The organism is Pseudomonas marvdashtae (assembly GCF_014268655.2).
Taxonomy (GTDB): domain Bacteria; phylum Pseudomonadota; class Gammaproteobacteria; order Pseudomonadales; family Pseudomonadaceae; genus Aquipseudomonas; species Aquipseudomonas marvdashtae.
On record NZ_JABWQX020000002.1, the window covers coordinates 609,903 to 624,124 of the forward strand.

Annotated in this window: 10 protein-coding genes and 1 pseudogene; 10 read left to right on the forward strand and 1 reads right to left on the reverse strand. The window is 61.0% G+C overall.

What is annotated here, in order from left to right; genetic code table 11:
- The 10 genes and pseudogenes from lpxB (at position 1) to ispD (ending at position 13,239) form a co-directional block, all read left to right on the forward strand.
- The gene (gene lpxB, locus HU742_RS22585; RefSeq protein ID WP_186635033.1) at positions 1 to 1,131 is read left to right on the forward strand and encodes a lipid-A-disaccharide synthase; all 1,131 of its coding nucleotides are present in this window, start codon (positions 1 to 3) and stop codon (positions 1,129 to 1,131) included.
- Positions 1,128 to 1,766 (forward strand): ribonuclease HII, encoded by a 639-nt coding sequence (rnhB, locus tag HU742_RS22590; RefSeq protein ID WP_186644177.1) that lies wholly within the window; start codon positions 1,128 to 1,130, stop codon positions 1,764 to 1,766. The genes lpxB and rnhB overlap by 4 nt, the downstream gene beginning before the upstream one ends.
- A 103-nt stretch (positions 1,767 to 1,869) precedes the next feature.
- A complete protein-coding gene (gene dnaE / locus HU742_RS22595) occupies positions 1,870 to 5,391 on the forward strand; it encodes a DNA polymerase III subunit alpha (RefSeq protein ID WP_186644178.1) in 3,522 nt (1,173 codons plus the stop codon).
- 150 nt (positions 5,392 to 5,541) lie between these two features.
- The gene (locus tag HU742_RS22600) at positions 5,542 to 6,489 is read left to right on the forward strand and encodes an acetyl-CoA carboxylase carboxyltransferase subunit alpha (RefSeq protein ID WP_186635044.1); all 948 of its coding nucleotides are present in this window, start codon (positions 5,542 to 5,544) and stop codon (positions 6,487 to 6,489) included.
- A 69-nt stretch (positions 6,490 to 6,558) separates the two neighbouring features.
- Positions 6,559 to 7,885, forward strand: a pseudogene (gene tilS, locus HU742_RS22605) (tRNA lysidine(34) synthetase TilS).
- Between the two features lie 274 nt (positions 7,886 to 8,159).
- Complete coding sequence (gene pyrG, locus HU742_RS22610) at positions 8,160 to 9,791, forward strand: CTP synthase (protein ID WP_186611207.1); 1,632 nt, start codon at positions 8,160 to 8,162, stop codon at positions 9,789 to 9,791.
- 4 nt (positions 9,792 to 9,795) lie between these two features.
- Positions 9,796 to 10,641, forward strand: coding sequence for a 3-deoxy-8-phosphooctulonate synthase (gene kdsA / locus HU742_RS22615; protein WP_122565457.1), 846 nt, complete (start codon positions 9,796 to 9,798; stop codon positions 10,639 to 10,641).
- A gap of 154 nt (positions 10,642 to 10,795) precedes the next feature.
- Positions 10,796 to 12,085, forward strand: a complete 1,290-nt coding sequence (eno, locus tag HU742_RS22620; RefSeq protein ID WP_186611208.1) for a phosphopyruvate hydratase — start codon at positions 10,796 to 10,798, stop codon at positions 12,083 to 12,085.
- Positions 12,086 to 12,256: 171 nt separating this feature from the next.
- Positions 12,257 to 12,535, forward strand: coding sequence for a cell division protein FtsB (ftsB, locus tag HU742_RS22625; protein WP_024779031.1), 279 nt, complete (start codon positions 12,257 to 12,259; stop codon positions 12,533 to 12,535).
- Positions 12,532 to 13,239, forward strand: coding sequence for a 2-C-methyl-D-erythritol 4-phosphate cytidylyltransferase (gene ispD / locus HU742_RS22630; RefSeq protein WP_186644185.1), 708 nt, complete (start codon positions 12,532 to 12,534; stop codon positions 13,237 to 13,239). The genes ftsB and ispD overlap by 4 nt, the downstream gene beginning before the upstream one ends.
- Before the next feature lie 36 nt (positions 13,240 to 13,275).
- Here the strand turns inward: ispD and HU742_RS22635 are convergent, their stop codons facing one another.
- A complete protein-coding gene (locus tag HU742_RS22635) occupies positions 13,276 to 14,172 on the reverse strand; it encodes a LysR substrate-binding domain-containing protein (protein ID WP_186644187.1) in 897 nt (298 codons plus the stop codon).
- Between the last annotated feature and the right edge of the window lie 50 nt (positions 14,173 to 14,222).

Here is a 14,222-nt window from a genome sequence, read left to right on the forward strand (position 1 = left end):
ATGGCTAACGTGCGCGTTGCACTGGTGGCGGGAGAGGCTTCCGGTGACATTCTGGGCGCCGGTCTGATGCGCGCGCTCAAGGCGCAGCATCCCGCGGTGGAGTTCATCGGGGTCGGCGGACCGTTGATGCAGGCCGAGGGCTTGACCTCCTATTTCCCGATGGAGCGCCTGTCGGTGATGGGCCTGGTGGAGGTGCTCGGTCGCCTGCGTGAGTTGCTGGCCCGGCGCAAGAAGTTGATCCAGGCCCTGATCGAAGAAAAACCGGATGTGTTCATCGGCATCGACGCGCCGGATTTCACGCTTAACATCGAACTCAAACTGCGCCAGGCCGGCATCAAGACTGTGCATTACGTCAGCCCGTCGGTCTGGGCCTGGCGGCAGAAGCGGGTGCTGAAGATACGCGAAGGCTGCGACCTGATGCTGACGCTGTTGCCGTTCGAAGCCAGGTTCTACGAAGAAAAGGGCGTGCCCGTGCGGTTTGTCGGTCACACCCTGGCCGACACCATTCCCCTGGAAGCCGACCGCGTGGCGGCGCGCCAGGCGTTGGGCCTGCCCGACGGTCCGTTGGTGGCGTTGATGCCCGGCAGCCGGGGCGGCGAGGTGAGTCGCCTGGGGGGCTTGTTCTTCGATGCGGCCGAACGTCTGCAAGCGATGCGTCCTGGCGTCCGGTTCGTCTTGCCGTGCGCCAGCCCTCAGCGGCGGGTCCAGCTTGAAGCACTGCTGGCCGGGCGCGATTTGTCGGTGACGCTACTCGACGGTCAATCCCATCAGGCGCTAGCGGCCTGCGATGCCGTGTTGATTGCTTCCGGCACTGCTACCCTTGAGGCATTGTTATTCAAGCGCCCGATGGTGGTCGCCTATCGCCTGGCGCCGCTGACATTCTGGATTCTCAAGCGCATGGTCAAGAGCCCTTACGTCTCGTTACCGAACCTGCTGGCCCAGCGCCTGTTGGTGCCTGAATTGCTTCAGGACGACGCAACGGCCGACGCGCTGGCCAATACGCTTTTGCCGTTGATTGATGGTGGTGAAGAGCAGACGCGGGGCTTTGATGAAATTCACCGTACCTTGCGCCGCGACGCCTCCAACCAGGCGGCGGACGCGGTATTGACCTTGATTGGCGCAAAACAATGAATCATGTGAAGCAGATGGGCCTGGACTTCAACCTGGTAGCCGAAGTCGAAGAGCTGGTGGCCGGTGTCGACGAGGTAGGTCGTGGTCCGTTGTGCGGAGCCGTGGTGACGGCTGCGGTGATTCTCGACCCGAACCGGCCGATCATTGGCCTCGATGATTCGAAAAAACTCACCGAGGCCCGTCGTGAAAGGCTCTACGACGAAATCTGCGAAAAAGCGCTGAGCTGGTGCATCGCCCGGGCCGAGGTCGAAGAGATCGACGAGCTGAACATCCTGCACGCCACCATGCTTGCCATGCAGCGTGCGGTACAAGGCCTGCACATCACCCCGAGGCTGGCGATGATCGACGGCAACCGCTGCCCGAAACTGTCGATGCGCGCCGAAGCGGTCATCCAGGGCGACGGCAAGGTGCCGGCCATCGCCGCGGCTTCGATCCTGGCGAAAGTCAGCCGTGACCGGGAAATGACCGCTTTCGAATTGATCTACCCGGGATACGGGATTGGCAGCCACAAGGGCTATGCGACACCGGTTCATCTGGAAGCCCTGGCACGCCTCGGACCGACACCCATTCATCGACGCTCCTTCGCCCCGGTGCGGCTGGCTTATGAAGCCCGTGATGGCTTGATCGAAATCTGAGGTTCATTCCCCAGGTGGACAGCATGAGTTGCTGGCTGATGTTTTACCCAAGGCCCGGTACAATCCGGGCCTGGTTGTTTTCATGACTTAACGCAGGATCACTATGCCGGCTTCATTCGTTCATCTACGCCTGCACACTGAATACTCCCTGGTCGACGGTCTGGTGCGGATCAAGCCACTGGTCAAGACCCTGGTGGGCATGAACATGCCTGCCGTGGCGGTCACCGACCAGAACAACATGTGTTCGCTGGTCAAGTTCTACAAGGCCGCCATGGGCGCCGGGATCAAGCCGATCTGTGGCGCCGACCTGTGGCTGTCGAACAAGGACCCGGACGCGCCGCTGAGCCGTATCAGCCTGTTGGTGATGAACGCCCAGGGTTATCGCAACCTCACCGAACTGATCTCCCGTGGCTTTATCGATGGCCAGCGCAACGGCTCGATCATCATCGAGCGCGAGTGGGTGGCCGAGGCCAGTGAAGGGCTGATCATGCTGTCGGCGGCCAAGGAGGGTGAAATCGGCCTGGCCCTGCTCAGTGGCAACCCCGAGGAAGCCGAGACCCTGGCCCGTGACTGGATGGCGGTGTTTCCCGACCGCTTCTACATCGAGGTTCAGCGCACCAATCGCCCCAATGACGAAGAACACCTGCACGCCGCCGTGGCCCTGGCCGACAGGATCGGCGCGCCGGTGGTGGCGACCAACGACGTGCGGTTCATCAAGCAGGAAGATTTCGAAGCCCACGAAACCCGTGTTTGCATCGGTGAAGGCCGGGCCCTCGACGACCCGCGTCGGTCGAAGAATTACAGCGACCAGCAATACCTCAAGAGCGCCGAGGAAATGGCCGAGCTGTTCAGCGACTTGCCCGAGGCGTTGGAAAACACCGTCGAGATCGCCAAGCGCTGCAACATCGAAGTGAAGCTGGGCAAGCACTTCCTGCCCAACTTCCCGATTCCCGATGGCATGACCATCGACGAATATTTTCGCAAAGTGTCCTTCGACGGCCTTGAGGAACGCCTGAGCGTCCTGCTGCCCAAGGACACCACCGAAGATTACGAAGCCAAGCGCCAGGTCTACGTCGACCGGTTGAATTTCGAGCTGGATATCATCATCCAGATGGGGTTCCCCGGTTACTTCCTGATCGTGATGGACTTTATCCAGTGGGCCAAGAGCAACGGTGTGCCGGTCGGTCCAGGCCGGGGTTCGGGTGCCGGGTCGCTGGTGGCCTATGTGCAGAAGATCACCGACCTCGACCCGCTGGAATACGACCTGCTGTTCGAACGTTTCCTCAACCCGGAACGGGTTTCCATGCCCGACTTCGACGTCGACTTCTGCATGGATGGTCGTGACCGGGTAATCGACTACGTGGCCGAGAAATACGGCCGCAACGCCGTAAGCCAGATCATCACCTTCGGTTCCATGGCCGCCAAGGCTGTGGTGCGCGACGTGGCGCGGGTGCAAGGCAAGTCCTACGGCCTGGCGGATCGCCTGTCGAAAATGATCCCGTTTGAAGTCGGCATGACCCTGGAAAAGGCCTACGAGCAGGAAGAAATCCTGCGGGACTTCATCAAGGTCGATGAAGAGGCCGCGGAAATCTGGGAAATGGCCCGCAAGCTTGAAGGCGTGGTGCGTAACGTCGGCAAGCACGCCGGTGGCGTGGTGATCGCGCCGACCAAGCTGACTGACTTCTCGCCAATTTATTGCGATGAAGAAGGCGATGGCCTGGTGACCCAGTTCGACAAGGATGACGTCGAGGCGGCCGGCCTGGTGAAGTTCGACTTCCTCGGCCTGCGTACCCTGACCATCATCGACTGGGCGCTCAAGACCATCAACCGCGACCGCGCCAAGGTTGGCGAAGCGCCGCTGGACATTGCCTTCATCCCGCTGGATGACAAGCCGACCTACAGCCTGCTGCAAAAAGCCGAAACCACCGCGGTGTTCCAGCTTGAATCCCGAGGCATGAAGGAGCTGATCAAGAAGCTCAAGCCCGACTGCCTGGAAGACCTCATTGCACTCGTGGCCCTGTTCCGCCCGGGCCCCCTGCAATCGGGCATGGTGGATGACTTCATCAACCGTAAGCACGGTCGCGCCGAGCTGGCGTACCCGCACATCGATTATCAGTACGAAGGCTTGAAGCCAGTACTGGCGCCGACCTATGGCATCATCCTGTACCAGGAACAGGTGATGCAAATTGCCCAGGTGATGGCCGGCTACACCCTCGGCGGCGCGGACATGCTGCGTCGGGCCATGGGTAAGAAAAAACCCGAGGAGATGGCCAAGCAGCGCGGCGGCTTCATCGAAGGTTGCGCGACCAACGGCATTGACCCTGACCTGGCCGGCAACATCTTCGACCTGGTGGAAAAATTCGCCGGCTACGGCTTCAACAAATCCCACTCCGCCGCCTACGGCCTGGTGTCGTACCAGACCGCCTGGCTGAAGGCGCATTACCCGGCGCCGTTCATGGCGGCGGTACTCTCGGCGGATATGCACAACACCGACAAGGTCGTGACCTTGATCGAAGAAGTGCGGACCATGAAGCTGCGCCTCGATGCGCCGGACGTGAACGCTTCGGAGTTCAAGTTCACGGTGAACGACGAGGGCCGGATCATCTACGGCCTCGGCGCGATCAAGGGCGTGGGCGAGGGGCCGGTGGAGGCAATCACCGAGGCGCGCCAGGACGGGCCGTTCAAGGACCTGTTTGATTTCTGCGCGCGGGTCGACCTCAAGCGTATCAACAAGCGCACCCTTGACGGTTTGATCCGCAGTGGCGCGCTGGACCGCCTGGGCCCTTACTTCCAGGATGAGCCCAAGGCCTATCAGGCCAATATCGATCGCAACCGCGCGGTGTTGCTTGCGGCGATGGAAGAGGCGATCAAGGCCGCCGAGCAAACGGCGCGCACCCACGACAGCGGTCACGCCGACCTGTTTGGCGGGCTGTTCGTCGAAGAAGACGCCGATGTCTACGCCAACCATCGCAAGGCCAAGGAACTGACCCTCAAGGAACGCCTCAAGGGTGAGAAAGACACCTTGGGCCTGTACCTGACCGGTCACCCGATCGACGAGTACGAAGGCGAGATCCGCCGCTTCGCCCGCCAGCGCATCATCGACCTCAAGCCCGCTCGCGATACACAAACCGTCGCCGGTATGATCATTGCCCTGCGGGTGATGAAAAACAAAAAGGGCGACAAGATGGGCTTCATCACCCTCGACGACCGCTCCGGGCGCATCGAGGCTTCGTTGTTCGCCGATGCGTTTCATTCGGCGCAGTCGCTGTTGCAGACCGACGCGATGGTGGTGGTGGAAGGCGAAGTCAGCAACGACGACTTTTCCGGTGGCCTGCGGCTGCGGGTCAAGCGGGTGATGAGCATGGAAGATGCCCGTACCAACCTCGCCGAAAGCCTGCGCCTGAAGTTGCAGACCCAGGACTTGAAGGGCGATCAGCTACGCTGGTTGGGCGAGTTGTTCAAGCGCCATCGCGGTGCGTGCCCGATCACCATGGAGTACGTGCGCCCCGACGCCAAGGCCGTGTTGCAGTTCGGCGAGGGCTGGCGGATCGATCCGGCGGATGCGTTGATTCAAGCCTTGCGTGACCAGTTCGGCAAAGACAACGTCTTCCTCCAATACCGTTGACGGCCAGGTGCCACTCTTGAACCCAGAGCGCCCCTGACCTCGACTCGAATTTTTAATCTCGACCTGAACGCGCCTCTCCCTTAAGGTAGGGCGCGAATAGACAACCGGCCGGCCCAAGCTCTCTTGGACGTCGACCCAAGACGGACGCCTATGAACCCGAATTTTCTAGATTTCGAACAGCCGATCGCCGACCTTCAAGCCAAGATTGAAGAGTTGCGCTTGGTCGGTAACGACAATTCGCTGAATATCGGCGATGAAATCTCTCGGCTGCAGGACAAAAGCCGCACGCTCACCGAAGACATCTTCGGCAAGCTGACCAGCTGGCAGATCGCGCGTCTGGCGCGTCATCCGCGTCGCCCCTACACCCTGGACTACATTGAACACATCTTCACCGAGTTCGATGAGCTCCACGGTGACCGTCATTTCTCCGACGACGCCGCGATTGTCGGCGGTGTCGCTCGCCTGGACGACCAGCCGGTCATGATCATCGGTCACCAGAAGGGCCGCGAAGTACGCGAGAAAGTGCGCCGCAATTTTGGCATGCCGCGTCCGGAAGGCTACCGCAAGGCCTGCCGCCTGATGGAAATGGCCGAGCGCTTCAAGATGCCGATCCTGACCTTCATCGACACGCCGGGCGCCTATCCGGGTATCGACGCCGAAGAGCGCAACCAGAGCGAAGCGATCGCCTGGAACCTGCGTGTCATGGCACGCCTGAAAACCCCGATCATCGCCACCGTGATTGGCGAAGGCGGTTCCGGCGGTGCGTTGGCCATTGGCGTCTGCGACCAGTTGAACATGCTGCAATATTCCACCTACGCGGTGATCTCGCCGGAAGGCTGCGCCTCGATCCTGTGGAAAACCGCCGAGAAAGCGCCGGATGCCGCTGAGGCCATGGGCATCACCGCCGAGCGTCTCAAAGGCCTGGGCATCGTCGACAAAGTGATCGGCGAGCCGGTGGGCGGCGCCCATCGTGACCCAGCGGCGGCCGCGGCACTGGTCCGCGCCGAGCTGAGTTCGCAGTTGTCGATGTTGAAGAAGTTCGACAACGATGAACTGTTGACCCGTCGCTATGAGCGGTTGATGAGCTACGGTCTCTGATCTGAGCGCTGCATCCATGTGGGGCGAGCTGTCTCGCTCCCACATGGGCTCGTCCCAAGGCTGAATCCTATGAACCCCGGCGTGGATCTGCCAACCCGTCTCCTCGCAGAGCTAGCCCCTTGGCGCGACGCCGCCAACTGGCGCATCGCCTTCTCCGGTGGTCTCGATTCCACCGTCCTGCTGCATCTGCTCGTCTCCCTGGCAAAAAACCAAACCTTGCCTGCGCTAAGCGCTATCCATGTGCATCACGGCCTCCAGGCTGTGGCTGATGCCTGGCCGGACCATTGTCAGCGGGTTTGCGAGGCGCTGGGAGTGCCGCTGCAGGTGGTCAGTGTCCGGGTTCGTCCCGGCGCCAGCGTCGAGCGCGCTGCCCGGGATGCGCGTTATGGAGCGTTCATCGCGGCGACGCATGACAACGACGCGCTGCTCACCGCCCAGCACCGGGACGACCAGGCCGAAACCCTGCTGTTTCGCTTGCTGCGCGGAGCGGGGGTGAGGGGTTTGTCGGCAATGCCGAGGCAACGTCCCTTGGGGCAGGGCCATTTGCTGCGGCCGTTGCTCGATGTGTCCCGCGCCGAGCTGCAAACCTATGCGGCGCAACAGGGCCTGAAATGGGTCGAAGACCCTTCCAACGATGATCATCGCTACGCGCGCAACTACCTGCGCCAGCGAGTTTTTCCGGCATTGACCGAGCAATGGCCCCAGGCTTCGATGACCCTGGCCCGCAGTGCCGCGCACCTGAGCGAGGCCCAAGGTTTGCTGGACGATCTGGCGCAGATCGATCTGGGGCGAGTCCTGACGCCTGGCGCGTTCGACTGGCTTGGATTGCGATCGCTTGAGCTGGCGCCATTGCAAGCATTGTCACCAGCCCGCCAGCGCAATGTCTTGAGCCATTGGTTGGCCTCGGTGACGAGGCTTCCCGACAGCGATCATTGGGCCGGCTGGGATTCGTTGCGTGATGCAAAGGAAGATGCCCATCCGGTCTGGCGATTGGCGGATGGCGAGTTGCACCGTTCAGGCGGACGAATCTTTTGGTTATCCGACCGCTGGTTGCGAGCGGTCGCGGGTCCTATTCAATGGCCTCGGATCGACTCGCCATTGTCGCTGCCGGGCAATGGCCGGGTGATGCTGCGCGGCGCGATTCCCGCCGGTCCGCTCTGCATCCGTTATCGCCAGGGCGGCGAAGTCATGCAATTGCCGGGGCGCGGCCACCGTGACCTCAAGCGTTTGTTCAACGAAAGCGGCGTGCCGGCGTTCGCTCGTGGTCGATGGCCGCTGCTGTACCGTGGCGAGCAATTGCTGGCGGTGGCGAGCCTTGCGGGGCTCGACGGCAGTGCTGATCGCGGTTGGCAGTTGATCTGGCAGCCATGAAAGCCAAGATCTGGGTTTGAGCTGAAAGGGGCTTTCCGGTAGACTACGCTCCCTTCTTGATACAACTTCTGTGGATTCGCCTGAATTGCAGGAGTTGCCGATTACCAAGCAGTCTTTGCTGGGCGATTCCAAAAAATGTGTAGCGAGCAACGTACCGGTGATTTCACCTCCGGTCTGTCCCGACGCGGCGGTTTTTTTGAAAGGTGCACTGTGATTAATGCAGGTGATCGGGGGCTTCGGCCTTCCTTCGCTTTCCCCGGCGGCTCGGACCGCTTTAACGCAGACTTCTAGGGTTTTTCATGACGCGCTACATATTCGTCACGGGCGGTGTTGTTTCTTCATTGGGGAAAGGCATTGCCTCGGCTTCATTGGCGGCCATCCTGGAGGCGCGGGGACTTAAGGTCACCATGCTCAAGCTGGACCCGTACATCAACGTCGACCCGGGCACCATGAGCCCGTTCCAGCACGGTGAAGTGTTCGTCACCCACGACGGCGCCGAGACCGACCTGGACCTGGGCCACTACGAGCGGTTCATCCGCACGACCATGACCCAGAACAACAACTTCACCACCGGCCGTGTCTACGAGCACGTGCTGCGCAAAGAGCGCCGTGGTGATTACCTGGGCGCGACCATCCAGGTCATCCCGCACATCACCGACGAGATCAAGCGCCGCATCATCAAGGGTGCCGGCGACGCCGACGTGGCGATGGTCGAGATCGGCGGTACCGTGGGCGATATCGAGTCCCAGCCGTTCCTCGAGGCTATCCGCCAACTGCGTTTCGAAATCGGCGCCAAGCGCGCGATGCTGATGCACCTGACGCTGGTGCCGTACATCGCTACCGCGGGCGAAACCAAGACCAAGCCGACCCAGCACTCGGTCAAGGAACTGCGCTCCATCGGCCTGCAGCCGGACGTGCTGATCTGCCGCTCCGATCACCCGATCGACATTTCCTCGCGTCGCAAGATCGCCCAGTTCACCAACGTTGAAGAGCGCGCGGTGATCGGCCTCGAAGACGCCGACACCATCTACAAGATCCCGGGCATCCTGCACGCCCAAGGCCTGGACGACTTTGTCGTCGAGCGCTTCGGTCTGCAGTGCGCGAGCGCCGACCTGTCCGAATGGGAGGCCGTGGTCGATGCCAAGCTCAACCCTGAGCACGAAGTCACCATCGCCATGGTCGGCAAGTACATGGAACTGCTTGACGCCTACAAGTCGCTGATCGAAGCGATGAGCCACGCCGGTATCAGCAACCGCACCAAGGTCAACCTGCGCTACATCGATTCCGAAGACATCGAGAACCAGGGCACCGGTCTGCTCGAAGGCGCCGATGCGATCCTCGTGCCCGGCGGCTTTGGCCTGCGGGGTGTAGAAGGCAAGATCACCGCGGTGCAATACGCTCGTGAAAACAAGGTGCCGTACCTGGGCATCTGCCTGGGCATGCAAGTGGCGGTCATCGAGTTTGCCCGTAACGTGATGGGCTGGAAGGACGCCAACTCCACCGAGTTCGATCGTGCCAGCGGCCACCCGGTCGTCGGCCTGATCACCGAGTGGGAAGACGCCACCGGTGCCGTGGAAGTGCGTACCGAAACGTCGGACCTGGGCGGCACCATGCGCCTCGGCGCCCAGGAATGCCTGCTTGAAGCCGGCTCCAAAGTGCACGATTGCTACGCCAAGGATGTGATCGTCGAGCGCCATCGTCATCGCTACGAAGTGAACAACAACCTGCTGCCGCAACTGATCGAAGCCGGCCTGAAGATTTCCGGCCGCTCCGGTGACGGCGCGCTGGTTGAAGTGGTCGAGGCGGCGGATCACCCATGGTTTGTCGCTTGCCAGTTCCACCCGGAGTTCACCTCGACACCGCGCGACGGTCATCCGTTGTTCAGCGGTTTCGTGAAAGCCGCTTTGGCTCAACACCAGAAGAAGGCATAAGACCATGGCCCAGAAGATCATCCGCGTCGGCGACATCGAGATTGCCAACGACAAGCCCATGGTGCTGTTCGGCGGCATGAACGTGCTGGAAAGCCGCGACATGGCGATGCAGGTCTGCGAAGAATACGTGAAGGTCACCCAGAAGCTGGGCATCCCTTATGTCTTCAAGGCCAGCTTCGACAAGGCCAACCGCTCGTCGGTCACTTCTTACCGTGGCCCCGGCCTGGAAGAAGGCATGCGGATCTTCCAGGACATCAAGCAAGCCTTCGGCGTGCCGATCATTACCGACGTCCACGAGCCGGCCCAGGCTGCGGTGGTCGCCGAGGTCTGCGACATCATCCAGTTGCCGGCCTTCCTGTCGCGCCAGACCGACTTGGTAGTGGCGATGGCCAAGACCGGCGCGGTGATCAATATCAAGAAAGCCCAGTTCCTCGCGCCCCAGGAAATGAAGCACATCCTGAGCAAGTGCGAAGAAGCCGGGAACGACCAGTTGATCCTCTGCGAGCGTGGTTCGAGCTTCGGCTACAACAACCTGGTAGTGGACATGCTCGGCTTCGGCATCATGAAGCAGTTCGAGTATCCGGTGTTCTTCGACGTGACCCATGCGTTGCAAATGCCCGGCGGTCGTTCCGACTCCGCCGGCGGACGTCGCGCCCAGGTGACCGACCTGGCCAAGGCCGGCATGAGCCAGTCCCTGGCGGGCCTGTTCCTCGAAGCCCATCCTGATCCGGACAACGCCAAGTGTGACGGCCCCTGTGCCTTGCGCTTGAACAAGCTGGAACCTTTCCTGTCTCAGCTCAAGTCGCTGGACGAGCTGGTCAAGGGTTTTCCGACGATAGAAACCGCGTAATACGGCTTTCTCCGGTAAAGTACCGCTCGATAAACGCTCTGGCCTGCGGGCCGGGCGTTATCGTCGGCAAGCCTGCCCGCTGCTTTCTGCCCGCCGACGGTAAAAGATTTCCTCTCGCTGCGTCGTTTTCGTCAACTTTGGAGTGTTTACAACAATGGCAAAAATCGTCGACATCAAAGGTCGTGAAGTTCTCGACTCCCGTGGCAACCCCACTGTCGAAGCGGACGTGCTTCTCGACAACGGCATCATCGGCAGCGCCTGCGCGCCGTCCGGTGCTTCCACTGGCTCGCGCGAAGCGCTGGAGCTGCGTGATGGCGACAAGAGCCGTTACCTGGGCAAGGGCGTGCTGAAAGCCGTCGCCAACATCAACGGTCCGATCCGCGACCTGTTGCTGGGCAAGGATCCTGCCGACCAGAAAGCCCTCGATCAGGCCATGATCAAGCTCGACGGTACTGAAAACAAAGCCACCCTGGGCGCCAATGCGATCCTCGCCGTTTCCCTGGCCGCTGCCAAGGCTGCCGCCCAGGACCAGGACCTGCCGCTGTATGCACACATCGCCAACCTGAACGGTACGCCGGGCGTCTACTCGATGCCGGTGCCGATGATGAACATCATCAACGGCGGCGAGCACGCCGATAACAACGTCGACATCCAGGAATTCATGGTACAGCCGGTCGGCGCCAAGACCTTCTCCGAAGGCCTGCGCATGGGCACCGAGATCTTCCATCACCTCAAGGCTGTGCTCAAAGCCCGTGGCCTGAGCACTGCGGTGGGCGACGAAGGCGGTTTCGCGCCGAACCTGGCGTCCAACGAAGACGCACTGAAAGTGATCTCCGAAGCCGTGGCCAACGCCGGCTACAAACTGGGCACCGACGTGACCCTGGCCCTGGACTGCGCCGCCAGTGAGTTCTACGAAGACGGCAAGTACAACCTGTCCGGCGAAGGCCAGGTGTTCACCGCCGAAGGTTTCGCCGATTACCTCAAGGGCCTGACCGAACGTTACCCGATCATCTCCATCGAAGACGGTCTGGACGAGTCCGATTGGGCCGGCTGGAAAATCCTCACCGACAAGATCGGCGAAAAAACCCAGCTGGTGGGTGACGACTTGTTCGTGACCAACACCAAGATCCTGAAAGAAGGCATCGACAAGAAGATCGCCAACTCGATCCTGATCAAGTTCAACCAGATCGGCACCCTGACCGAAACCCTGGAAGCCATCCAGATGGCCAAGGCCGCCGGCTACACCGCCGTGATCTCCCACCGCTCCGGTGAAACCGAAGATTCGACCATCGCCGACCTGGCCGTCGGCACTGCGGCGGGCCAGATCAAGACCGGTTCGCTGTGCCGTTCCGACCGCGTGTCCAAGTACAACCAACTGCTGCGTATCGAAGAGCAGTTGAATGGCAAGGCCAAGTACAACGGTCGCGCCGAGTTTCGCGGTTAAGCGGTAAATGGTAAAAAGACAGCGGATTTTGTCGCAAAGGTCGCCATGACGGCGGTTTTGCCTCTAATCTGATGCCTTATCAAGCACAAGCCTGGGTTCTCCAGGCTTCGTGCTATCAGACGCTTCAAAGTTTGGCATGGCGGTCTTTTTTCACTGGATACCTGATATTCGATGCGCAGTCCCAATTGGTTGTTCCTTGTCTTGCTCTTGTTGCTGGCCGGCCTGCAGTACCGCCTGTGGGTGGGTAACGGCAGCTTGGCGCAAGTGGCCGACCTGACCCAGCAAATAGCCGATCAGCACGCTGAAAACGAAGCACTGCTGGAGCGCAATCGGGTAATGGACGCCGAAGTGATGGAACTGAAAAAAGGCATGGAGACCGTGGAAGAGCGGGCCCGTCATGAGTTGGGCATGGTCAAGGAGGGCGAAACCCTCTATCAGCTCGCCCAATGAGTATTCGTCTACCGGCCTTCTGGGCCGTGATTCCTGCCGCGGGCGTTGGCGCCCGAATGGCCGCGGACCGTCCCAAGCAATATCTGCAACTGGCCGGGCGCACTATTCTCGAACACAGCCTTGGCTGTTTCCTCGATCACCCGACCGTCAAGGGCGTGGTGGTCAGCATTGCCCATGATGACCCTTACTGGCCGACCCTGGGTTGTGCCGACGACCCGCGCATCCAGCGTGTAGACGGAGGCGCGCAACGTTCGGACTCGGTGCTCAATGCCTTGCTGCATCTGCACGAGCAGGGCGCCGATGATCATGATTGGGTGCTGGTACACGATGCCGCCCGGCCGAACCTGGCCCGGGAAGACCTGGACACTTTGCTGGGCGAGCTGTCGATCGATCCGGTCGGCGGTCTGCTGGCCGTCCCGGCGCGGGACACACTCAAGCGCGTCGATAAACACGGGCGCGTGCTGGAAACCGTTGATCGCAGCGTGATCTGGCAAGCCTATACACCGCAGATGTTCCGCCTCGGTGCCCTGCATCGGGCCTTGGCCGACAGCTTGGTGGCGGATGCGCTGATTACCGACGAAGCGTCCGCCATGGAATGGGCGGGGCAGGCGCCTCGGTTGATCGAAGGGCGGGCCGACAACATCAAGGTCACCCGGCCGGAAGATCTGGAGTGGTTGCGTCAACGTTGGGCTAATCGCCGCTAGCCCACACGGGTTCAATACCCATGAAACCGCCGGCTCCTAACCGCGGTATTCCGGCCGCTGCGCCAACCCTTCCTTCAAGTAATCCACCAACTTGCGCACCTTCGGCGACAAATGCCGCTGCTGTGGATACAACGCCCACACCGCCGTGTTGGGAGGCTGATGGGCTTGCAGCAGTGAAATCAACGCACCGCTTTTCAAGTGCTCCAGCACGTAATAATCCGGAAGCTGGCACAACCCCACGCCTTGCAGCGCAGCGTCCAACACCGCCTGCCCACTGTTGCAACGCCAGTTTCCCTGTATCCGCTGCGAAAATTCCCGGCCGTTCTGTTCTAGCTGCCAGAGGTCGGAGCTGCCGATCAGGCAGTTGTGGCGACTCAGTTCAGACAAACTGTGGGGCCGGCCGTAGCGTTCCAGATAGGACGGTGAAGCGCACAGGTACATTTGCCGTGGCGCCAGGCGCGTGGCCACCAGGCGCGAGTCCTGTAAACGGCCGAGGCGAATCGCCAGGTCCAGGCTTTCGTGGACCAGGTCCAGTGGCCGGTTGCTCAGTTCGATGTCCACCCGCAACTGCGGATAAATCCCCATGAACCGCGTCACCAACGGCACGATGAACCGTTCGCCGTAGGCCACGGCGCAGGTCATTCGAAGCATGCCCTTGGGTTCGCTGGTCAGGTCGCCCACCGCCCGCAATGCTTCTTCGCGTCCGTCCTGGAGGCGCTGGCAATGCTGCAAGAAGGTTTGGCCGGCTTCGGTCAGCGTTACCCGGCGAGTGCTTCGATAGAGCAATCGTGTTTGAAGGCGCTCTTCAAGCCGTACGATTTGGCGACTGATATGGGACGAAGAAACCCCAAGGCGTTCGGCGGCGGCGGTGAATTGGCTGCATTCGGCCACGGCGACAAACTCATCGATTCCTTCCCAGCGGCTATCGGACATTGAAGATTATCCCTATACAGCAATAATGTTTTGCTTTCGGCCGGATTATT

What these genes read in the sequence shown, in the direction of transcription:
- rnhB (WP_186644177.1), top strand. Translation starts at nt 1,128, where the DNA reads ATGAATCATGTGAAGCAGATGGGCCTGGACTTCAACCTGGTAGCCGAA.
- HU742_RS22635 (WP_186644187.1), bottom strand. Translation starts at nt 14,172, where the DNA reads ATGTCCGATAGCCGCTGGGAAGGAATCGATGAGTTTGTCGCCGTGGCC.
- HU742_RS22600 (WP_186635044.1), top strand. Translation starts at nt 5,542, where the DNA reads ATGAACCCGAATTTTCTAGATTTCGAACAGCCGATCGCCGACCTTCAA.
- ispD (WP_186644185.1), top strand. Translation starts at nt 12,532, where the DNA reads ATGAGTATTCGTCTACCGGCCTTCTGGGCCGTGATTCCTGCCGCGGGC.
- dnaE (WP_186644178.1), top strand. Translation starts at nt 1,870, where the DNA reads ATGCCGGCTTCATTCGTTCATCTACGCCTGCACACTGAATACTCCCTG.
- lpxB (WP_186635033.1), top strand. Translation starts at nt 1, where the DNA reads ATGGCTAACGTGCGCGTTGCACTGGTGGCGGGAGAGGCTTCCGGTGAC.
- ftsB (WP_024779031.1), top strand. Translation starts at nt 12,257, where the DNA reads ATGCGCAGTCCCAATTGGTTGTTCCTTGTCTTGCTCTTGTTGCTGGCC.
- kdsA (WP_122565457.1), top strand. Translation starts at nt 9,796, where the DNA reads ATGGCCCAGAAGATCATCCGCGTCGGCGACATCGAGATTGCCAACGAC.
- eno (WP_186611208.1), top strand. Translation starts at nt 10,796, where the DNA reads ATGGCAAAAATCGTCGACATCAAAGGTCGTGAAGTTCTCGACTCCCGT.
- pyrG (WP_186611207.1), top strand. Translation starts at nt 8,160, where the DNA reads ATGACGCGCTACATATTCGTCACGGGCGGTGTTGTTTCTTCATTGGGG.